This is a genomic window from Streptomyces sp. NPDC050263 (assembly GCF_040655955.1).
In the GTDB taxonomy this organism is placed as follows: domain Bacteria; phylum Actinomycetota; class Actinomycetes; order Streptomycetales; family Streptomycetaceae; genus Streptomyces.
Genome location: NZ_JBFAKW010000088.1, coordinates 1 through 22416, shown reverse-complemented (window position 1 = coordinate 22416; position 22416 = coordinate 1). Strand labels below are relative to the sequence as shown.

The following is a 22416-nucleotide window of genomic DNA, read 5'->3' as shown; positions in this document are numbered from 1 at the left end:
CGCATGCCCGCATGCCCGCATGCCCGCATGCCCGCATGCCCGCATGCCCGCATGCCCGCATGCCCGCATGCCCGCATGCCCGCATGCCCGCATGCCCGCATGCCTCGATCGGCGGCATGCTCCCACCAGTACCCGTCACCCGCACGGTGAGTTCGGCGACCGCCGATGCGCGCGTGCAGGGGACTTCCGTCTGCCCTGGCTTCAAGGCGCGTCTGGCGCATCCGTACCGCATCGCTGCGCCAGATCTTTGTCCTGGGAGTGGGGAAAGTTGACGGCAATCCGTGCACATCTTCTTCCCAGGTTCGGGTAGCCACTGCTACGTTCCCTTCGAAAGCCCGACGCTGGTGGCCGAATTGAGGCGGGGAGGGGTTTGTGAGACGCATGACGGCACGACCCGCGAACGCTCATCAGGCCCGTCTGCTCAAGCTGTTGCGGGACAGCGGCCCCAACTCCCGTGCCCAACTGGGTGATCAGGTCGACCTGTCACGGTCCAAGCTGGCGGTGGAGGTGGACCGGCTCCTGGAGACGGGGCTGGTCGTGGCCGACGGACTTGCCGCCTCGCGCGGTGGCCGCCGCTCCCACAACGTCCGGCTCAACCCGGGGCTGCGCCTGCTCGGCGTCGACATCGGCGCGACCTCGGTCGACGTCGCCGTCACCAACGCCGAACTGGAGACCCTCGGACACCTCAACCAGCCCCTCGACGTACGTGATGGACCGGTCGCGGTCTTCGAGCAAGTCCTTTCCATGGCGGCGAAGTTGAGGGCGACTGGGCTCGCCGAAGGCTTCGACGGCGCCGGTATCGGCGTACCCGGGCCGGTCCGCTTCCCCGAGGGTGTGCCGGTCGCACCGCCGATCATGCCGGGTTGGGACGGCTTCCCCGTGCGGGAGGCGCTCAGCCAGGAGCTCGGCTGCCCGGTCATGGTCGACAACGACGTGAACCTCATGGCGATGGGGGAGCAGCACGCGGGCGTCGCCCGCACCGTCGCCGACTTCCTCTGCGTCAAGATCGGCACCGGCATCGGCTGCGGCATCGTCGTCGGCGGCCAGGTCTACCGCGGTACGACCGGCAGCGCGGGGGACATCGGGCACATCCAGGCCGTGCCCGACGGCCGTCCGTGCGCCTGCGGCAACCGCGGTTGCCTGGAGGCCTATTTCAGCGGCGCGGCCCTGGCCCGTGACGCGGTGGAAGCGGCCCAGCAGGGTCTGTCGGCGGAACTCGCGGCACGGCTGGAGACGAACGGCGGCCTCACCGCCGTCGATGTCGCCGCCGCGGCCGCCGCGGGCGACGCCACCTCTCTCGAGATGATCCGGGACGGCGGCAACCGCGTCGGCCAGGTCATCGCCGGACTCGTCTCGTTCTTCAACCCCGGCCTGGTGGTGATCGGCGGCGGGGTGACCGGCCTGGGACACACCCTGCTCGCCGCGATCCGCACCCAGGTGTACCGCCAGTCGCTGCCGCTCGCGACCGGCAACCTACCCATCGTACTGGGGGAGTTGGGCCCCACCGCCGGTGTGATCGGCGCTGCCCGGCTGATCAGCGACCACCTGTTCTCACCCGCGTAGATCCGCTTCCGTACTCGCTACCCGCTACCCGACACACGGTTTCGGCAAGCCCGCCGTCGATCCCGTTGACACGGTTCACCGGCACGCCTGCTGCCCGATCCTGCCCTGAGAACGACGACTTGTTCTGCCCTGACTCCGGCCCGCCCGCCCGCCGAGGGGAACCACATGGCATCACCACCACTGCTCAGCATGTTCGGTATCACCAAGTCCTTTCCCGGAGTACGGGCGTTGGACGGCGTCGATCTCGACGTCCAGGCCGGCGAAGTGCACTGCCTGCTCGGCCAGAACGGTGCCGGGAAGTCCACCCTCATCAAGGTCCTTGCCGGTGCGCACCAGCCCGACGACGGCGTCATCCGCTGGCAGGGAGACCCCGTCACCCTGCGCTCTCCCATCGCCGCCATGCGCCTGGGCATTGCCACCATCTACCAGGAACTCGACCTGGTGGAGCACCTGTCGGTGGCTGAGAACGTCCACCTGGGACATGAACCCACGGCCGTCGGGTTCGTCGTACGGGGCAAGGCGGCACGCGCCTCGACTGCCGTTCTGTTGAAGCGACTTGGGCACCCCGAGATCGATCCGGCGCGTCTGGTGGGCGAGTTGTCGGCGGCGCAGCAACAGATCGTCTCCATGGCGCGGGCCCTCTCCCACGACGTACGGCTCATCGTGATGGACGAACCGTCCGCGGCCCTCGACCCCGACGAGGTCGACAACCTGTTCCGCATCGTCGGCGGCCTGACCGCCGACGGGGTGGCGGTCGTCTACATCTCGCACCGGCTGGAGGAGATCCGCCGCATCGGCGACCGCGTGACCGTTCTGAAGGACGGACGGGCGGTGGCGGGCGGGCTGCCCGCCAAGGCGACGCCGACCCGCGAGGTCGTGGCGTTGATGACGGGGCGCAACGTCGAATACGTCTTCCCCGAGCGGCCGTCGGATGCCGCGGCGGTAGCCGAGGCCGGTGTCGGGGCCGGGAAGCCGGTGCTGGAGGTGCGTGGGCTCGCCCGGGACGGCGAGTTCGCGTCCCTCGACCTGACGGTACGGCCCGGAGAGATCGTCGGGCTGGCCGGGTTGGTCGGCTCGGGACGCTCGGAGATCCTGGAGACGATCTACGGAGCGCGAAAGCCCAGCGCCGGCCAAGTCCTGGTCGACGGACGGCCGTTGCGCCCCGGCAGCGTGCCCGCGGCCGTACGGGCCGGCCTCGGCCTCGCCCCCGAGGAACGCAAGGCGCAGGCCCTGCTGATGCTGGAATCCGTCACCCGCAATGTCTCCGTCTCCTCCATGTCCCGTTTCGCACGCGCGGGTTGGATCGACCGGCGGGCCGAACGGGGAGCGGCGCGGGCCGCGACGCGTGAGCTGTCGCTACGTCCCGACAACCCGTCCGTTCCCGTGCGCACCCTGTCCGGTGGCAACCAGCAGAAGGCCGTCCTGGCCCGATGGCTGCTGCGCGGCTGCCGGGTGCTGCTGCTCGACGAGCCGACGCGCGGCGTCGACGTCGGAGCCCGCGCCGAACTGTATGCAGTCGTCCGTCGACTGGCGGACGAAGGCCTCGCCGTGCTGCTGGTCTCCAGCGAGGTGCCCGAGGTGCTCGGCCTCGCCGACCGCGTGCTGGTGCTCCGCGAGGGCCGCGTCGTCCACACGGCACCCGCCCGTGAGCTGGACGAACACCGCGTACTCGATCTCGTCATGGAAGGAAGTTCGGCGTCATGACGCAGCCCGTCTCCCCACCGCGGGACAGCACCGACAAGGTGCCGCAGATCCCGCTCCCCGCCTGGCGCAACCTGATGGCCCGCACCGACGTCCGCACCCTCTCCCTGCTGGGCGTGCTCGCCGCGCTCGTCGTGATCGGCGGCGTCACCAAGCCGGACGAGTTCCTCGACACCCGCAATCTGCAACTCGTCCTCACCCAGGCCTCGGTGATCGGCGTCGTCACCGTCGGCATGACCTTCGTCATCACCTCCGGGGGGATCGACCTCTCGGTCGGCGCGATCGTCGCCCTCTCCTCGGTGTGGGCCACCACGGTCGCCACCCAGGAGTACGGTTTCGCGGGCATCTTCTTCACCGCGGTGATCGTCGGCGTGGGCTGCGGTCTGGTCAACGGACTGCTCATCGCGTACGGGGGGACGGTGCCGTTCATCGCGACGCTCGCCATGCTGGCCTCCGCCCGCGGGCTGGCGCTCCAGATCACGGACGGCCGGACGCAGATCGTGACCGTCGACGGCATCCTCGACCTGGGCGAGCGCGACTCGTACGTGCTCGGCGTCCCGCCGCTGGTGATCGTCTTCGCGATCGTGACGATCATCGGCTGGCTGGTGCTGAACCGCACCACCTTCGGCCGCCGTGCGGTCGCGGTCGGCGGCAACGCGGAGGCCGCCCGGCTCGCCGGCATCGACGTACGCCGTCAACGGCTCTACCTCTACCTGCTGTCCGGCTTGTGCTGCGGCATCGCCGCCTTCCTGCTGATCATCCTGTCCGGCTCCGGCCAGAACACCAACGGAAACCTCTACGAGCTCGACGCCATCGCGGCCGCGATCATCGGCGGCACGCTGCTCACCGGGGGGCGCGGCACCATCACCGGGTCCGTGCTCGGCGTACTGATCTTCACCACGATCACCAACATCTTCGCCCTGAACAACCTGCAGAGCGACGTCCAGCAGATCGCCAAGGGCGCGATCATCGTCGCCGCCGTGCTGGTCCAGCGCCGTACCGCGAGCACGAACTGAGGAAAGGGTTCACCGCCATGCCAGAGCCGACACCTTATCCGAGCCGCTTCACCAGTCGCAGAAACATGCTCTTCGGGGCCGCCGCCGTCTCCGCCGGCACCCTCCTCGTGGGTTGCACCAGCAACGAATCCAAGGACGAGGAACCGGCGGCGAACGACCGGCCTGCCGCCGACGACAAGCCAGGTAAGCAGGTCACCATCGGCTTCGCCGGACCGCAGGCCGACCACGGCTGGCTCAACGCCATCAACGACAACGCCACGAGCCGCGCGAAGAAGTACTCCGACGTGACCCTGGAGATCACCGAGGGCTCGAACGACACCGCCCAGCAGATCGGCCAGATCGAGACCCTCATCAACAAGAAGGTCGACGTCCTGGTCGTACTGCCCGCTGACGGCAAGGCCCTCACCCAGGTCGGCCTGAAGGCGATGCGCGCGGGCATCCCCGTGGTCAACCTCGACCGCATCTTCAACACCCCCCAGGCGTACCGGTGTTGGGTCGGCGGCGACAACTACGGCATGGGACTCAACGCGGGCCACTACATCGGCGAGAAACTCAAGGGCAAGTCCGAAGCCCGGGTGATCGAGCTGGCCGGCCTGGACAACCTGGAGCTCACCAAGCAGCGCACCCAGGGCTTCGACGACGCCCTGAAGAACTACCCCAACGTCAAGAAGGTGGCCCGCCAGGCCGCCGAGTTCACCGTCGAGTCGGGACAGGCCAAGATGGCCCAACTCCTGCAGGCGCAGCCCAAGTTCGACGCGTTGTGGAACCACGACGACGACCAGGGCGTGGGCGCGCTGCGCGCCATCGAGCAGGCCGGGCGCGACGACTTCATGATGGTCGGCGGCGCGGGCGCCCTCGCCGCCTTCCAGGCGATCAAAGCGGACAGCGGAGTCCTGAAAGCAACCGTTCTCTACCCGCCGACCATGGCCGCCTCCGCGATCGACCTCGCTCGTGCACTCGGCCAGGGCAAGGGCGTCGGAGGTCTCGCCGAGTACGAGATCCCCGCCTCGATCACCCTCTATTCGGCGGTCGTCGACAAGACCAACGTCGACCAGTACATGTCCACCGGCTTCAAATAGGACGCGCCCGGTCCGACGGGCGGGAGCCGCTCACCGGGGACGGCTGCCGGATGGCAGGGGCCGGGGCACGGGCAGGGGCACGGGCCAAGTGCAAGGGGCACGGGTCTGGGCGATGGGCCGTGGGCCGTGGGCCGTCGGGGCTGTGCTCACGGCGTCCGGTGCAGGGGCCATGGGCAGTCGCCCGCAGTCATCGGCAGTCGGGCAGGCGCGCTCCGCACCCGCGGTGCCGGACACCGCAAGCTCTCGCTGTAAGGGCCACAGGTCGGCGGCGTCCGCGCGCTGCCCGACGGACCCGATGGGCCCAGCGGCCGATGGGCCCGCGGGTCGACGTGCCCGCGGGTCGACGTGCCCGCAGGTCGACGTGCCCATCGGCAGTGGCGTAGAGGCTCGAGCGAGCATGGCCCGTCCTGGCGGGCCCGCCCGAACCGGCCGAAGCGCCTTCCGCGCGGTGTCATCGGTTCCCGCCAGGGGTCCGTCGGCCGACGGACAGGGCCCCTGAGCCCGACGGCGTCCCACCCCCCACCGTGCCACGACGACGAGGAGACAACCGTATGGAACAGCCGCAGCAGTCAGCAGGGCCGGAGGCCGGCAAGCCGCCGCTCCGCGTGGGGATGGTGGGTTACGCGTTCATGGGCGCCGCCCACTCCCAGGGCTGGCGCACCGCGGGTCGCGTCTTCGATCTGCCCCGCCGCCCGGTCCTCGCCGTGATCTGCGGCCGCGACGCCTCCGCCGCGCGCGCGGCGGCCGACCGGCACGGCTGGGCGGCGACCGAGACCGACTGGCGTGCTCTGATCGCCCGGGACGACGTCGACCTCGTCGACATCTGCACTCCCGGCGACTCGCACGCCGAGATCGCCGTCGCCGCGCTGGCCGCCGGCAAACATGTCCTGTGCGAGAAGCCCCTCGCGAACACCGTCGAGGAAGCGGAGACCATGGCGCGAGCCGCCGAAACCGCTTATGAGCGCGGTCAGTTGGCGATGGTCGGCTTCAACTACCGTCGCGTTCCGGCCACCGCCCTGGCCCGGCGGATGGTCGCCGAGGGCAGGCTGGGCACCCTGCGCCATGTGCGGGTGTCATACCTTCAGGACTGGCTCGTCGATCCGGAGTTCCCGCTGACCTGGCGACTGCGCCGGGAGCTGGCCGGCTCCGGCGCCCTCGGCGACCTCGGCGCGCACATCGTCGACCTGGCGCAACACCTGGCGGGGGAGCGGCTCGCCGGGGTCTCCGCGCTCACCGAGACCTTCGTACGGCAGCGGCCGCTGCCCGGCGGCCAGACGAGCGGGCTGAGCGCGACGTCCGCCGACGGCACCGGCACGGTCACCGTCGACGACGCCGCCCTCTTCACCGGCCGCTTCGCCTCCGGGGCGCTGGCCTCCTTCGAGGCGACCCGGTTCGCCACGGGCCGCAAGAACGCTCTGCGTCTCGAACTCAACGGTGAGCGCGGCTCGTTGGCGTTCGACCTGGAGCGCCTCAACGAACTCTGGTTCCACGACGCCACCGAACCGGGCACGCACGCGGGCTTCCGTCGCATCCTCGTCACCGAACCCGACCACCCCTACCTGGACGCCTGGTGGCCGCCGGGCCACGGCCTCGGTTACGAGCACACGTTCGTCCACCAGGCCCGCGACCTGGTCCACGCCGTCGCCGAGGGCCACCGGCCCGAGCCCTCCTTCGCCGACGGACTGCAGGTGCAGCGCGTCCTGGCGGCGGTCGAGGAGAGCGCCGAGAAGAACTCCGTCTACACCCCGATAGCGGACTGAGGACCGAGGAAGGCCTGGAGCATGCCGCGCACATTCACACTCTTCACCGGCCAGTGGGCCGACCTGCCCCTGGAAGAGGTCTGCCGCCTCGCCCGCGACTTCGGCTACGACGGCCTCGAACTCGCCTGCTGGGGCGACCACTTCGAGGTCGACAAGGCGCTCGCGGACCCGGACTACGTGAAGTCCCGCCACCAACTCCTCGACAAGTACGGCCTGAAGTGCTGGGCCATATCCAACCACCTGGTGGGGCAGGCGGTATGCGACGCCATCATCGACGAACGCCACCAGGCCATCCTGCCCGCCCGCATCTGGGGCGACGGTGAGCCCGAGGGCGTGCGGCGGCGAGCCGCCGCTGAGATCGCCGACACCGCGAGGGCGGCGGCGGCGTTCGGCGTCGAGTCGGTGATCGGCTTCACCGGCTCCGCGATATGGCACCTGGTCGCCATGTTCCCGCCCGCCCCCGAGTCGATGATCGAGCGCGGTTACGAGGACTTCGCCGAGCGCTGGAACCCGATCCTGGACGTCTTCGACGCGCAGGGCGTGCGGTTCGCTCACGAGGTCCACCCCAGCGAGATCGCATACGACTACTGGACGACTGTACGCACGCTGGATGCAGTCGACCGTCGACCGGCTTTCGGCCTCAACTTCGACCCCAGTCACTTCGTGTGGCAGGACCTCGACCCGGTGGGCTTCCTGTGGGACTTCCGCGACCGCATCTACCACGTGGACTGCAAGGAAGCCCGTAAGCGCCTCGACGGCCGCAACGGTCGACTCGGCTCCCATCTGCCCTGGGGCGACCCGCGCCGCGGCTGGGACTTCGTCTCCGCCGGCCACGGCGACGTCCCCTGGGAAGACGTCTTCCGCATGCTGCGCTCCATCGACTACCAGGGTCCGATCTCGGTGGAGTGGGAGGACGCCGGCATGGACCGACTGCAGGGCGCCCCGGAGGCCCTGGCCCGCCTCAAGGCCTACGACTTCGAACCGCCGACGGTCGCCTTCGACGCGGCTTTCGGCAACTGAGCCCGAACCGGGCCCGAATCAACACTCTCTGACGTTCTGTCAGGAACTGTCCCAACCGAACCAGCCTCTGACGCTCCATCAGTCTCCGGGATGACGGCGCATCCCGGCGCATGAACCCGCCCGTACAACCAGCCCCTTTCTGGAGGCATCCGTGCACGGGAACGACCCCACCACCGGCACCCGCAGAGCCGAGACCCACAGACGACGTCCTACGCTGCGCAGAGCGATCGCCCTCCTGGGCGGCGCGCTGCTGGCCGGCGCATCCCTCACCCTCACCACGCCCCAGGCCGGCGCAGCCGTCGCCGACCCGGCGGCCGCCGCCGAGGACTTCCAGCAGGTCACCCTCGCCAAGGGGGAGGCCGAGGTCGGCGAGCCCATGTCGCTCGCGGTGCTGCCCGACCGCTCGGTCCTGCACACCTCGCGCGACGGCGAACTCCGCATCACCGACGCCGCCGGCAACACCCGGCTGGCGGGCAAACTCGACGTCTACGCCCACGACGAGGAAGGCCTCCAAGGCATCGGCGTGGACCCGGAGTTCACGGCGAACCGCTTCATCTACCTCTACTACGCACCGCCGTTGGACACCCCGGCGGGCGACGCCCCCGAGACCGGCACGGCCGCCGACTTCGCTCCCTTCGACGGAGTCAACCGCCTTTCCCGCTTCGTGCTGAAGACGGACGGCACCCTCGACGCCGCGAGTGAGACGAAGATCCTCGACGTGCCCGCGTCGCGCGGTCTGTGCTGCCATGTAGGGGGTGACATCGACTTCGACGCGGCGGGCAACCTGTACCTGTCCACCGGCGACGACACCAACCCCTTCCAGTCTGACGGCTTCACGCCGATCGACGATCGCGAAGGCCGCAACCCCGCCTTCGACGCCCGCCGTTCCTCCGGGAACACCAACGACCTGCGGGGCAAGATCCTGCGCATCAAGGTGAATGCCGACGGCTCGTACGCCATCCCCGACGGCAACCTCTTCGCGCCCGGCACGGACAAGACGCGGGCCGAGATCTACGCGATGGGTTTCCGTAACCCGTTCCGCTTCAGCGTCGACAAAGCCACGGGAATCCTCTACGTCGGCGACTACGGCCCCGACGCCGGTGCCGCCGATCCGGCCCGGGGGCCGGGCGGCCAGGTCGAGTTCGCGCGGGTCACCGGTCCCGGCAACTTCGGGTGGCCGTTCTGCACGGGCGACAATGACCCGTATATCGCATACGATTTCGCGACCGGTGTATCCGGCGCGCCCTTCGACTGCGCCGCCCCGAAGAACACCTCGCCGCACAACACCGGCCTCACCGACCTGCCCCCGGCCCAGCCCGCCTGGATCCCGTACAACGGCCCGTCGGTGCCCGAGTTCGGCGACGGTTCCGAGTCCCCCATGGGCGGCCCCGTCTACCACTACGACGCCTCGCTCGACTCGCCGGTGAAGTTCCCGCAGGCCTACGACGGCGACTTCTTCGCCGGGGAGTTCGGTCGCCGTTGGATCAAGCGCATCACCAGCGATGCGAACGGCGGAGTGCAGTCGATCAATTCCGTCCCGTGGACCGGCACTCAGGTGATGGACATGGCGTTCGGGCCCGACGGCGCGCTGTACGTCCTCGACTACGGCACCGCCTGGTTCGGCGGTGACGAGCACTCGGGTCTGTACCGCATCGAGAACGCCACCGACGGCCACTCCCCGGTCGCCCAGGCCACGGCCGACCGCACCTCGGGGCAGGCCTCACTGAAGGTACGTTTCTCCTCGGCCGGCTCCACCGACCAGGACGGCGACGCGCTCACCTACAGCTGGGACTTCGGCGACGGCGGCACCTCGACGGCGGCGAACCCCACCCACAAGTACAAGAAGAACGGCACGTACACCGCGACCCTGACCGCCGAGGACGCCTCCGGCCGCACCGGCGGCGCGAGTGTGCAGATCGTCGTGGGAAACACGGCGCCCAAGGTGGTCCTGGAGGCGCCGAAGGACGGGCAGCTGTTCAGTTTCGGCGACGCGATCCCGTTCAAGGTGAAGGTCACCGACCCTGAGGACGGCAAGGCGATCGACTGCTCCAAGGTCGAGGTCACCTTCGTCCTCGGTCACGACAGCCACGGCCACCCGGTGACGTCGGCGACAGGCTGTACCGGAACTCTCCAGACCAGCGCCGACGGCGGCCACGACGAGGACGCCAACATCTTCGGGGTGCTCGACGCGGCGTACACCGACGGCGGAGGCGGCGGCCAGGCCGCGCTGACCTCGCACGACCAGAGCGTCCTCCAGCCGCGCCACCGTCAGGCCGAGCACTTCGGCGACGCCTCCGGTGTCACCGTCATCACCAAGGACGGCGCCCACGGCGGCAGGACGGTCGGCGACATCGACAACGGTGACTGGATCTCCTTCACGCCGTACGTCGTCAGCAATGCCAAGAAGATCACGGCACGGGTCTCCTCGGGCGGCGTGGGCGGACGGCTGGAGATCCGCGCCGGCTCACCGACCGGCACCCTGCTCGGCAAGGCCACCGTGCCGGTGACCGGCGGCTGGGAGAGCTTCCAGGACGTCAGCGCCGACCTGTCCCGCACGCCGCGCGGCACCACCACGCTCTACCTCGTCTTCAAGGGCGGCTCCGGCGCTCTCTTCGACGTCGACGACTTCACCTTCACGACCGGCTGAGAGGAGGGCACGTGATGCCTGCGATCCGCAGACTGGCGACCGCGGTGGTGGGCGCGGCGCTGCTCCTCGGCAGTGTCTCGGGCCCGGCCGCGTCGCACTCCGGACCCGACGGGAAAGGGGACAGCACGAGAGGGGACGGCGGGAAAGGAGCCCACGGGACAGTGGCCGGCGGGAAACGCGTGCTGGTCTTCTCGAAGACGGCCGGTTTCCGGCACGACTCGATCCCGGACGGTGTCACGGCGGTGCGGGAGCTCGGCGCGGCGAGCGGTTTCCGGGTGGACGCGACCGAGGACGCGGGCGCGTTCACGCCGGCGAACCTGCGGCGCTACGACGCCGTCGTCTTCCTGTCGACGACCGGGGACGTCCTGGACGCCGTCCAACAGGCCGCCTTCGAGGGCTACATCCGGCACGGCGGCGGCTACGTCGGGGTCCACGCGGCGGCCGACACGGAGTACGACTGGGCGTTCTACGGCGGCGTCGTCGGCGCCTGGTTCGAGTCGCACCCGGCGATCCAGTCCGCGACGGTCGACGTGGAGGACCGGGCCCACCCGGCGACCTCCGGACTCGATCGCACGTGGAGCCGCACCGACGAGTGGTACAACTACCGCTCCAATCCGCGCGAGCGGGTGCACGTCCTGGCCTCGCTCGACGAGTCGTCGTACACGGGCGGCACCATGAACGGTGACCATCCGATCGCCTGGTGCCAGAATTACCAGGGCGGCCGCGCCTTCTACACCGGGGGCGGCCACACGAAGGAGTCCTACGGGGATCCGGTATTCCGTAGACACCTGCTGGGCGGGATCTTGTATGCAGTCGACGGCATGCAGGCGGACTGTCGACCGGAGAATGGATACCGTCCACTGTTCGACGGCACGTCCCTGGAAGGCTGGCGACAGGCCGGACCCGGTTCCTTCACCCTCTCCGGCGACGGCACGTTGACGTCTACGGGCGGCATGGGCCTGCTCTGGTACGCCGATCGGAGCTTCGGGTCGTACTCCCTGAAGCTCGACTGGAGGACCACGGCCGGCGATCCGAGCGGCTCCGGTGCCGGTTCCGGGGACGACAACTCCGGTGTGTTCGTGGGCTTCCCGCCGTCGGACGACCCGTGGTCCGCCGTGAACAACGGATACGAGATCCAGATCGACGCCACCGACGTCCCCGAGAGAACCACCGGGTCCGTCTACGGCTTCCGGTCCGCCGACCTGAAGAAGCGCGACCGTGCGCTGAACGCGCCGGGGGAGTGGAACACGTACGAGATCCGCGTGGAAGGCGAACGCCTGCGCGTCTGGCTCAACGGCGAGAAGATCAACGATTTCACCAACACCGATCCGGCCCGCAGCCTGCGCGACGGACACCTCGGCCTGCAGAACCACGGAGCCGACGACCAGGTGTCCTTCCGCGACGTCCGGATCAAGGAACTGCCCGGCGGGGAACGGCCCGTCCAGGGCGACTGAACGGCGGCGGGCGGGGGACGCCGGACCCCCGCCCGCCGTCCCCACCTCACTCATCTCGTCCCCCTCGCCTCTCCGTCTCGCCTCTCCGTCCCCTTTCTCCCCTCGCTGCCGCCCCTCCCTTTTCTCCCTTTTCTCTTCCTTCTCGCTCTTCGGGGTTCGCGCACGACAAGGAGGCTGCTCATGTCCGCGTCCCTCTCCCGTACCCCGCGCGTCGGCGTCTGGCTGATCGGGGCCCGCGGTTCCGTGGCCACGACCGTGGTCGCGGGGTGCGCGGCCGTCACGGCCGGTCTGCACCCGCCGACGGGTCTGGTCACCGAGACGCCTGCCTTCGCCGACAGTGGCCTGCCGGCCCTGTCCCGCCTCGTCTTCGGCGGACACGACACAGGCGACTGCCCTCTCCCCAAACGCGCCGAGCAGCTCGTGGCCGGCGGGGTCCTCCCGGCGGGTCTTCCCGCAGCGGTGGACGCCGAACTCACCGCCGCCGACCGGGAGATCAGACCCGGCGGTCCGGTCCCGGGCGGTGACACCCGGACCGAGGAACAGCTGATCTCCGTGTTCGCCGCCGATATCCGGGACTTCGTGCGACGGTCCGGTCTGGCGCGGGCGGTGGTGGTGAACGTGGCCTCCACAGAACCCGCGGCGACCGGCCCCGCGCTCCCGTCGAGCTCCCTGTACGCGGCGGCCGCCCTGCGCGCGGGCTGCCCGTACGTCAACTTCACTCCGTCCACGGGGCTGCACCATCCGGCGCTCGCCTCCTTGGCGGAGTCGAGCGGACTGCCGTACGCGGGCCGCGACGGCAAGACCGGCCAGACACTCCTGCGCTCCGCCCTCGGCCCGATGTTCGCTGGGCGGGCGCTCGCCGTCCGGGCCTGGTCCGGCACCAACCTCCTGGGCAGCGGCGACGGAGCCGCTCTGGCCGACCCGGCCGCGGCCGAGGCGAAGAACGCCGGCAAGGAACGCGTCCTCGCCGACACCCTGGGCACCACACCGGAAGGCCAGGTCCACATCGACGACGTCCCCGTCCTGGGGGAGTGGAAGACGGCCTGGGACCACGTCGCCTTCGACGGCTTCCTCGGCACCCGCATGATCCTCCAGACCATCTGGCAGGGCTGCGACTCCGCGCTCGCGGCGCCCCTCGTCCTCGACCTGGCCCGCCTCACGGCCCGGGCCCACGAGGTGGCCCTGTCCGGACCGCTCACCGAACTCGCCTTCTTCTTCAAGGACCCCGTGGGCGACGCGCCGTCCGCCTTGGCCGACCAGCACACGGAGCTGGCGCGGTTCGCCCAGCGGTTGAAGGGCGGGCCCGGCGAGTCCGACGAAGGCGGCGAGGGCGGCGAACGCGGCGGACGACATACGCCCGGGGCACGGCGCGAATCCACCACGAGGTCCGGCGGGGAGACGGGGTGAGCGGGGAAGGGCGGGACGGGCGGGCGGCGCATGGAGTCGTCGGGCCCGCGGACGCGGAGACCACCCGGCCCCCGCTCCGCTTCGGCTACGGCACCAACGGCCTCGCCGATCTCCGCGTCGACGACGCCCTCGGCCTCCTCGCCGACCTCGGCTACGACGGCGTCGGACTGACGCTCGACCACATGCACCTGGACCCGCTCGCCCCGGACCTCGCCGCCCGCACCCGGCGTCTCGCGCACCGGCTGGACGCGCTGGGGCTCGGCGTCACCGTGGAGACCGGCGCCCGCTATGTCCTCGACCCGCGCCGCAAGCACGGGCCGTCCCTGCTGGACCCGGAGCCGGACGACCGCGCCCGCCGCGTCGACCTGCTGCTGCGCGCCGTCCGGATCGCCGGCGACCTCGGCGCGCACGCCGTCCACTGCTTCAGCGGGACGATGCCGCCGGGCACCGACCCGGAGACGGCATGGCAACGCCTCGCCGACACGCTCACCCCCGTCCTGGAGGCCGCTGCGACCGCCGGCATCCCCCTCGCGATCGAACCCGAACCCGGCCACCTGCTCGCGACGCTCGCCGACTTCCACCGGCTGCGCCGCACCCTCGGCGACCCGGCGTTCCTCGGCCTCACCCTCGACATCGGCCATTGCCAGTGCCTCGAGCCGCTCCCTCCCGCCGACTGCGTCCGCGCCGCCGGCCCCTGGCTGCGGCATGTCCAGATCGAGGACATGCGCCGTGGGGTCCACGAACACCTCCCTCTCGGAGCGGGCGAGATCGACTTCCCGGCCGTCCTCGCGGCCCTGGCCGCCACCGGCTACCGCGGGCTGACGGTGGTCGAACTGCCCCGTCACTCCCACGCCGGCCCGCACTACGCCGAACTCTCCCTCCCCTTCCTCCGCCGCGCGGCGGCATCCGCCGAGGCCGCCTACGACCGGTCCGCCGCCCCCCATCCCGGCCGCCCGCACCCAGCCGCGAACCCGCACCCGGCACCCGGCGAGCCCTCCGCCACCCCGGAAGGGAGCACCCCATGACCCGCCCCCAAGCCGCCCCGGCGACCCCGGAAGCGGAACAGACGGGCCCCACCCCCGCCCACACTCCCCTCGACGCCCTGCGCAGCCACCTCGACACCCATCTCGACGAGGCCGCCCGCGCCTGGTTCGGCCGGGCGCTCGACGAAGCCGCCGCGCACCCCGGCACCCACGGACCCATCTCCGTATGGGAGTTGAGGCTCGCTGAGGCCGGACGCCGATGCGGCAGTCGGCACGCCGAAGCCGCCCGGCTGCTCATCCTCCACGCCGCCCGCGCCGACCCGGCCACCCTGGCCCGCGTCTACCACCAGGGCACCGCCGACGAGCGGCGCGCGGTCCTGCACGCGCTGCCCCATCTGGTTCCCGGCCCCGAGGCCCTCCCGCTCGTCGAGGACGCCCTGCGCACCCACGACACCCGGCTCCTCGCCGCCGCGGTCGGCCCCTACGCGGCCCGCCACCTCGACGCCCACGCCTGGCGGCACGCCGTCCTGAAGTGCCTGTTCGTCGGGGTGCCCGTCGACGAGGTGGCAGGCCTCGAACAGCGCGCCCGAGCCGACGGCGAACTCGCGCGCATGCTCGGCGACTACGCCGCCGAACGCACCGCCGCGGGCCGCCCCGTGCCCACCGACCTGCAACGCGTCCTGGCCCTGACCGACACAGGCACGCCCGCCACGCCCGCCACGCCCGCCACACCCGCCCAGGCCCAGGCCCAGGCCCCGGACGAGGCAAGCACCCCCGACTGCCCAGAACGTCACAGCCCAGATCTCCACGGCACGGACCCCCACGGCACGGGAAGTGTCCACCGCCCGGCCCACCCCCACGGCAAGGAGTCCTGATGCGCATCTTCGACCCCCACATCCACATGACCTCGCGCACCACCGACGACTACGAGGCGATGCACGCGGCCGGCGTCCGTGCCGTAGTGGAGCCGTCGTTCTGGCTGGGCCAGCCCCGCACGTCCCCGGCGTCGTTCTTCGACTACTTCGACTCCCTCCTCGGGTGGGAGCCCTTCCGGGCCGCCCAGTACGGCATCGCCCACCACTGCACGCTCGCCCTCAACCCGAAGGAGGCGAACGACCCGCGCTGCGCCGCCGTACTGGAGGAACTGCCCCGTTATCTGGTCAAGGACCACGTCGTGGCTGTCGGCGAGATCGGCTACGACTCGATGACTCCCGCCGAGGACACCGCCCTGGCCGCCCAGCTCCAGTTGGCCGCCGAGCACGCCCTGCCCGCGCTCGTGCACACCCCGCACCGCGACAAACTGGCCGGCCTGCGCCGCACCCTCGACGTCGTGCGGGAGTCCGCGCTGTCCCCGGACCGGGTCCTGCTCGACCACCTCAACGAGACCACCGTGAAAGAGGCGAAGGACGCCGACTGCTGGCTGGGCTTCTCCGTCTATCCCGACACCAAGATGGACGAGCACCGCATGATCGAGATCCTGCGCGGGTACGGCCCGGACAAGGTGCTGGTGAACTCGGCGGCGGACTGGGGCAGGAGCGACCCCCTCAAGACGCGCAGGGTCGCCGACCTGATGCTCGCGGAGGGCTTCTCCGAGGACGACGTCGATCTCGTCCTGTGGCGCAACCCCGTCGCCTTCTACGGCCTCAGCGGCCGCCTCCGTCTCGACGTGGCCACCCTCGACGCCACCCACGAGGGCAACTCCATCCTGCGCGGCGGGGAGTGAGCGATGCGCTTCCGGCACCCCGACGGCACGACCGTCCACCTCGCCTACTGCACCAACGTCCACCCCGCCGAGACCCTCGACGGTGTCCTCGCGCAACTCCGGGACCACTGCGAACCCGTCCGCCGCCGGCTCGGCCGCGACCGGCTCGGGATCGGTCTGTGGCTGGCCAAGGACGCCGCCCGTGCTCTCGACGCCGACCCGGCGGCGCTGCGCGGGCTGCGCACCGAGCTCGACCGGCGCGGCCTGGAGGTGGTCACCCTCAACGGCTTCCCCTATGAGGGCTTCGGTGCCGAGGAGGTCAAGTACCGGGTGTACAAGCCGGATTGGGCCGACCCGGAACGGCTGGACCACACCACTGCGCTGGCCCGGGTTCTCGCCGGACTCCTCCCCGACGACGTGACCGAGGGCACCGTCTCCACCCTCCCGCTGGGCTGGCGCACCGCCTGGAACGCCGACCGCGCCGAGACGGCCCGCACCGCCCTGGTCACCCTCGCCGAACGCCTCGACGCGCTGGCGGACCTGACCGGCCGCTCCGTCCGCGTCGGTCTCGAACCGGAACCCGGCTGCATCATCGAGACCACCGCCGACGCCCTCACCCCGCTCACCGCGATCGCGCACGACCGCATCGGCGTCTGCGTCGACACGTGCCATCTCGCCACCTCCTTCGAAGACCCGGACACCGCCCTGGACGCGCTGGCCGAAGCCCGCGTCCCCATCGTCAAATCCCAGCTGTCGGCCGCCCTGCACGCCGAACACCCCCGTCTCCCGGCCGTCCGCGAAGCCCTCGCCAAGTTCGACGAGCCCCGCTTCCTGCACCAGACCCGCACGGTCACCGCCACCGCCCCGGCCCCCGCCGCCGCCCCGGCACCCGCGACCGGAACGGCCCCTGCGACCGGAACGGCCACCGCCGCCGGCCTGCACGGCACCGACGACCTCGGCGAAGCCCTGGCCGGCGGCGCCCTGCCCGACGGGACTCCCTGGCGCGCCCACTTCCACATCCCCCTGCACGCGGCCCCCGTCGCGCCCCTCACCGCCACCCTCCCGGTGCTCAAAGCCGCGCTGACCGGCCTCGTCGGCGGCCCGCACCCGCTCACCCGTCACCTCGAGGTCGAGACCTACACCTGGCAGGCCCTCCCGCCCGAGCTGCGTCCGCGCGCCCGCTCCCAGCTCGCCGACGGCATCGCCGCAGAACTCGCCTTCGCCCGCGACCTCCTGACGGACCTCGGCCTCAAGGAGCTGCCGTGACGGCCCCCGGCACAGCGGCGGCCCCCACCCCGCTCCTCGTCCTCGACGTCGTAGGCCTCACCCCCCGTCTCCTGAACCACATGCCCCACCTCCGGTCGCTCTCCCGGTCCGGCTCCCAGGCGTCGCTCGGGACCGTTCTGCCCGCCGTCACCTGCGCCGCCCAGTCCACCTTCCTCACCGGCGCCCTCCCCGCCGAGCACGGCATCGTCGGCAACGGCTGGTACTTCCGCGAGCTCGGTGAGGTCCTGCTGTGGCGCCAGCACAACGGACTCGTCGCCGGAGACAAGGTGTGGGACGCCGCCCGCCGCGCCCACCCCGGCTACACGGTCGCCAACATCTGCTGGTGGTACGCCATGGGCGCCGACACCGACATCACCGTCACCCCCCGTCCCGTCTACTATTCCGACGGCCGCAAGGAACCCGACTGCTACACCCGGCCCGCGGCCCTGCACGACGAACTCACCGCCAAGCTCGGCACCTTTCCTCTCTTCCACTTCTGGGGACCCGGCGCGGACCTGACGTCCAGCCGCTGGATCATCGACGCCACCCGTCACATCATCCGCACCCGCCACCCCGATCTGACGCTCTGCTACCTCCCGCACCTCGACTACGACCTGCAGCGCCACGGCCCCGACGACCCCCGCTCCCTGAAAGCCGCCGCCGACCTGGACCGGGCCCTGGCCCCGTTGCTGGCCGACGCGCGCGCCGAGGGCCGGACCGTCGTCGCGCTCTCCGAGTACGGCATCACCCGGGTGAGTCGGCCCGTGGACATCAACCGTGCCCTGCGCCGCGCCGGGCTGCTGGAGGTGCACACCCAGGACGGCATGGAGTACCTCGACCCGATGGCGTCCCGAGCGTTCGCCGTCGCCGACCATCAGATCGCCCACGTCTACGTGCGCCGACCCGAGGACCTGGACGCCGTCCGCGCCGCGCTCGCCGATCTTCCCGGCATCGAGCAACTCCTCGACGACGAGGGCAAGAAGGCGCACCACCTCGACCATCCGCGCTCCGGCGAACTCGTCGCGGTGGCCGAGCCGGACGCCTGGTTCACGTACTACTACTGGCTCGACGACGCCCGCGCGCCCGACTTCGCGCGCCTCGTCGAGATCCACCGCAAACCCGGCTACGACCCGGTCGAGCTGTTCATGGATCCCCAGGACCCCTACGTGAAGATCAAGGCGGCCACGGCGCTGGCCCGCAAGAAGCTCGGCATGCGCTACCGCATGGCGGTCGTGCCCCTCGATCCCTCGCCTCTTCGCGGCAGCCACGGCCGCCTTCCCCTGAGCGACGACGACGGTCCGCTCCTCATCTGCTCCACCCCCCGCGCGGTAACCGGCCGCGTCGCGGCCACCGAAGTGAAATCCCTGCTGCTCGACCTGGCCGGCCTCGGATGACGAGACCTGACAAGCCGTGACGAGCGACTACAGAAAGTGAAACACGCGCCACTGACAACGGCCCACCCGCCACCGCTGCACACCGACCCGAAAGAGAGACACCGTGACCGCGTTCAACGACGAATCCGGAACCGGCGACGCCCTGCGTCGCGCTCTCGGCGTCAACCGCCGCCGCTTCCTCAGCACCTGCACCGCCGCCGCGACGGCGGTGATCGCCGCCCCCGTCCTCGGCGCCGCACCCGCCGTGGCCCAGGCCCAGGACCGGGGCAGAGGCCACGACCACGGCGGCGAGACACTCGTCCCCGCCAACCGGCGCGGCATCATCCTCTACACCGTCCGCGACGCGACGGGCCGCGACCCGCTCGCCACCGACCTGCCCTCCGGCTTCCGCGAGGTCTTCAAACAGCTCTCGCGATTCGGCTACCGGCAGGTGGAGTTCGCCGGATACGGCCAGCACGCCAACGCCCCGGGCGGCGCGAGCCTGGAATCCGTGGCCGGCGCCAGGCTGCTGCGCCGATGGCTCGACGACTACGGGCTGCGCGCGCAGGGCAACCACGGCTTCATACCGCCGTCCTGGCCGCTCACCACGGCTGATCTGGACACCTTCAAGAAGCACCTGGAGATCGCCAACATCCTCGGCATGGCGCACATGGGCACCGGCGGCGACCCCACCGGCAGCTCCTACCGCGCCGACTGGGACGTGGCCGCCGACAAGTGGAACGCGCTGGGCCGGATCGCCCGCCGCGAGGGCATCAAGCTGTACACCCACAACCACGACGCGGCGTACGGCTTCCTGCTCGACGGGGGTCCGCTCGACGCCCAGGGCCGTCCGACCCGCAGCTCCGGCATCCGCAAGCTGGAGTACTTCCTGAAGGTCACCGACCCGAAGACGGTCTGGCTGGAGATGGACGTCTTCTGGGCGCACGTGGCCCAGTACAAGTTCCACACGTACACCGCCCACGACGGCTCCACCCGGGAGAAGGTCTTCGACCCGGCGGGGCTCGTCGCCTGCAACAACAAGCGCTACCCGCTCTTCCACGCCAAGGACGGCACGGTCAACACCACGAACGGCATGGGGTACGACATGGTGCCGTTCGGGACCGGCGTCATCGACTACCGGACGTTCTTCTCGCGCGTCGGCGAGCGGGACTACCACAACCCGATGGTCGAGCAGGACAACGCCCCGAGCGCCACCGACCCCGCGCAGTCGCTGGCGTACGCGAAGACCGGCTACGACAACCTCGCGGCGCTGCGCAGCAAGCGCCACTGACGATGCGCCGGACGGCCCTCCCCCGCGATGTGCCGCGTGGGGAGGGCCGTCCTGCCGTCCGGTGCCCGGCTGCCGTGAGGCGGCGCAGCCGTGCCGTTCGGCTCAGCCGACGGGCTGCGGTCGCGGAGTCCGGTTCACCTCGCTCGTCCGCCCCGGCGTTCCGGGAACCACTTGCCGACCACGCTGATGCAGGTCGCGGACACCAGGCCGGACCCGATGCCGCCGACGACGCCGAAGCCCAGGGTCGCCGGCCGCACGTCGTTCAGGTGCGACAGGGCGAGGACGCCGACCGCGCACATGCCGACGCCGAGGTATATGGCCCTGCGGACAGGGTGCCCTCCGCCGAGTCGTACTCGTATTCGAAGACGCTGATGGCCATCATGGCGATCCAGGGCAGGTACACCATGAAGGCGCGTCAGCGGTCGAGGAGGTCCCGGTCCGGTTCGCCGACGCGGTAGACGCGGCCCCGGAGTCGGTCACTTCGCGGTGGGGACGGTTCGCGGCGTCGGGGTCTGCCGAAGAGCTGTTCGCGGCGATGGGGTCCGCCGTCATGTCACGCCGTCTCCTCGCCGAGCGGGTGCGGGTTGGGAGTGATGCGCTGAGCTTTCGGCCGGCCCGGCGCCTTCAGGAAGGTGGCCAGGACGGCGGAGGCGAGACCGATGGAGCCGGCGATGACGAACGCGCCCTCGTAGTCCCACACGCCGACCACGATCGAGCCCACTCCGGACCCCACGAGACCCGAGATCAGCTTGGAGCTGTAGACCATCCCGTAGTTGGTGGCGTTGTTGTTCTCGCCGAAGTAGTCCGCCGTCATGGCCGCGAACAGCGGGAAGATCGCGCCGCCGCCGAAGCCGGAGACCATGGAGCAGAACAGGAAGAACGGCATGCTGCCCATCTGGCCGGAGATCAGCACGCCGAACTGCGCGGTGCCGAGCACGACGCACACGATGATCAGCGTGTTGCGCCGCCCGTAGCGGTCCGATATCCAGCCGATGACACCGCGCCCGGTGCCGTTGACGATGGCCTTCAGGGACATCGCCGTGGCCACGATCCCGCCCGCGAAGCCCATGTCCTTGCCGAACGGCACCTGGAAGGCGATGCCGAAGATGTTGATGCCGGCCGTGCACAGCAGACAGAACCACATCATCCACAGGACGGGGGTGCGAGCGGCCTCCTTGGGGGTGTACTGCTTGACCGCCGGCGGGTTCTTCTCCAGGGCCCGGCGGATCTTCGGGTCGTCGGTGGCCCTCAGTGGGTCCACGTGCGGCGGCCACCAGTTCTTCGGCGGGTCCTTGAAGAACCACCCGGCGAACGCCACGACCGAGCAGCAGATGACGCCCACCGTCACCAGGACGCTCTTGTAGTTGCTCAGGTCCATGTACGAGGTGAACAGGAAGACGAAGGGCACCGAGCCGTAGGCGAAACCGCCGTTGACCATGCCGGTCTTGCCGCCCTTGCGCTCCGGATACCACTTGCCGACCATGTTCACGCAGGTCGCGTAGACGAGACCGGCGCCGATGCCGCTGAACATGCCGAAGCCGATGTAGGCGACGATCACATGCGGTGCGAAGGCGAGCGAGAGATACCCCAGGATCGTGCCCAGCGCGCCCAGCAGCATCGCGTACCGCGCGGGGAGCCTGCCGCTCTCCCGCAGCTGCCCGGCGGGGAAGGCGACGGCGGCCTGGAAGAACACCCAGACGCCCATCAGCCAGAAAATGTGCCCGCTGCTCCACAGATGGGCCTCGTGCAGGGTGTCCTCGGCGGACGTGAACGCGTACTCCGAAGAGCTGATGCCCAGCATGCCCATCCACGGGAAGAGCACCATGGTCCATCGTGGCCGTCCCATGATGTCCCGGTCGGTCTCCCCGAGCCGGTACACGCGACCGTTGCGGTCCGCCACCTCCCGGTAGGGGAGAGAGGTCGAGATGTCGGTGGTTGTCATGTGTGTCGCACCCCTAGCGTCGAAAGTTCTGGCCAGCGCCCCCTGTCCAATGCCTTTCGTGCGCGCACGGGTCCCGGGGGCGGCCCCACGGCGCACACAGCGGCCCCCCCCCCCCCGAACCAGACTTCCAGCGAGCCCAAAAGACACACCCCCCCCCCCCCCCCAAAAACACCCCGCGCCCCCGGGGCCCCCCCCCCCCCCCCCCCCCCCAA

General features: G+C 70.8%; 16 protein-coding genes and 1 pseudogene. 15 read left to right on the top strand and 2 right to left on the bottom strand.

The window, feature by feature from the left end:
* The first annotated feature begins 381 nt into the window (after nt 1-381).
* From AB0J04_RS31195 to AB0J04_RS31125, 15 genes are all read left to right on the top strand, one after another.
* Nucleotides 382-1563, top strand: coding sequence for an ROK family transcriptional regulator (locus AB0J04_RS31195; RefSeq protein WP_363171941.1), 1182 nt, complete (start codon nt 382-384; stop codon nt 1561-1563).
* Nucleotides 1564-1728: 165 nt separating this feature from the next.
* Complete coding sequence (locus AB0J04_RS31190) at nt 1729-3267, top strand: sugar ABC transporter ATP-binding protein (protein WP_363171940.1); 1539 nt, start codon at nt 1729-1731, stop codon at nt 3265-3267.
* On the top strand, nt 3264-4280 hold the full coding sequence (locus tag AB0J04_RS31185) for an ABC transporter permease (protein WP_363171939.1): 1017 nt from the start codon (nt 3264-3266) through the stop codon (nt 4278-4280). The genes AB0J04_RS31190 and AB0J04_RS31185 overlap by 4 nt, the downstream gene beginning before the upstream one ends.
* 17 nt (nt 4281-4297) lie before the next feature.
* Entirely contained in the window at nt 4298-5359 is a 1062-nt protein-coding gene (locus AB0J04_RS31180) for a substrate-binding domain-containing protein (RefSeq protein ID WP_363171938.1), read from the top strand.
* Nucleotides 5360-5910: 551 nt separating this feature from the next.
* Entirely contained in the window at nt 5911-7119 is a 1209-nt protein-coding gene (locus AB0J04_RS31175) for a Gfo/Idh/MocA family oxidoreductase (RefSeq protein ID WP_363171936.1), read from the top strand.
* Nucleotides 7120-7140: 21 nt separating this feature from the next.
* The gene (locus AB0J04_RS31170; RefSeq protein ID WP_363171935.1) at nt 7141-8139 is read left to right on the top strand and encodes a sugar phosphate isomerase/epimerase family protein; all 999 of its coding nucleotides are present in this window, start codon (nt 7141-7143) and stop codon (nt 8137-8139) included.
* A 151-nt stretch (nt 8140-8290) separates the two neighbouring features.
* Complete coding sequence (locus AB0J04_RS31165; RefSeq protein ID WP_363171934.1) at nt 8291-10786, top strand: carbohydrate-binding protein; 2496 nt, start codon at nt 8291-8293, stop codon at nt 10784-10786.
* 14 nt (nt 10787-10800) lie between these two features.
* A complete protein-coding gene (locus AB0J04_RS31160; RefSeq protein WP_363171933.1) occupies nt 10801-12240 on the top strand; it encodes a ThuA domain-containing protein in 1440 nt (479 codons plus the stop codon).
* Between the two features lie 180 nt (nt 12241-12420).
* Nucleotides 12421-13647: an inositol-3-phosphate synthase gene (locus AB0J04_RS31155; RefSeq protein WP_363171932.1), complete on the top strand. Its 1227-nt coding sequence runs from the start codon at nt 12421-12423 to the stop codon at nt 13645-13647.
* A complete protein-coding gene (locus AB0J04_RS31150) occupies nt 13644-14672 on the top strand; it encodes a sugar phosphate isomerase/epimerase family protein (protein WP_363171931.1) in 1029 nt (342 codons plus the stop codon). Before AB0J04_RS31155 ends, AB0J04_RS31150 begins: the two co-directional genes overlap by 4 nt.
* The gene (locus tag AB0J04_RS31145; RefSeq protein ID WP_363171930.1) at nt 14669-15505 is read left to right on the top strand and encodes an EboA domain-containing protein; all 837 of its coding nucleotides are present in this window, start codon (nt 14669-14671) and stop codon (nt 15503-15505) included. Before AB0J04_RS31150 ends, AB0J04_RS31145 begins: the two co-directional genes overlap by 4 nt.
* The gene (locus AB0J04_RS31140) at nt 15505-16353 is read left to right on the top strand and encodes a TatD family hydrolase (RefSeq protein ID WP_363171929.1); all 849 of its coding nucleotides are present in this window, start codon (nt 15505-15507) and stop codon (nt 16351-16353) included. Before AB0J04_RS31145 ends, AB0J04_RS31140 begins: the two co-directional genes overlap by 1 nt.
* Nucleotides 16354-16356: 3 nt before the next feature.
* Nucleotides 16357-17598 (top strand): metabolite traffic protein EboE, encoded by a 1242-nt coding sequence (gene eboE / locus AB0J04_RS31135; RefSeq protein ID WP_363171928.1) that lies wholly within the window; start codon nt 16357-16359, stop codon nt 17596-17598.
* Nucleotides 17595-18992 carry a nucleotide pyrophosphatase/phosphodiesterase family protein gene (locus AB0J04_RS31130; protein WP_363171927.1) on the top strand — a complete coding sequence of 466 codons (1398 nt, stop codon included), beginning with the start codon at nt 17595-17597 and terminating at the stop codon, nt 18990-18992. Before eboE ends, AB0J04_RS31130 begins: the two co-directional genes overlap by 4 nt.
* A gap of 103 nt (nt 18993-19095) precedes the next feature.
* Nucleotides 19096-20262: a sugar phosphate isomerase/epimerase family protein gene (locus AB0J04_RS31125; protein WP_363171926.1), complete on the top strand. Its 1167-nt coding sequence runs from the start codon at nt 19096-19098 to the stop codon at nt 20260-20262.
* Nucleotides 20263-20405: 143 nt separating this feature from the next.
* Here the strand turns inward: AB0J04_RS31125 and AB0J04_RS31120 are convergent.
* A pseudogene (locus AB0J04_RS31120) lies at nt 20406-20814 on the bottom strand (MFS transporter); the annotation flags it as partial.
* Between the two features lies 1 nt (nt 20815).
* Nucleotides 20816-22204 (bottom strand): OFA family MFS transporter, encoded by a 1389-nt coding sequence (locus AB0J04_RS31115; RefSeq protein WP_363171925.1) that lies wholly within the window; start codon nt 22202-22204, stop codon nt 20816-20818.
* Nucleotides 22205-22416: the final 212 nt, after the last annotated feature.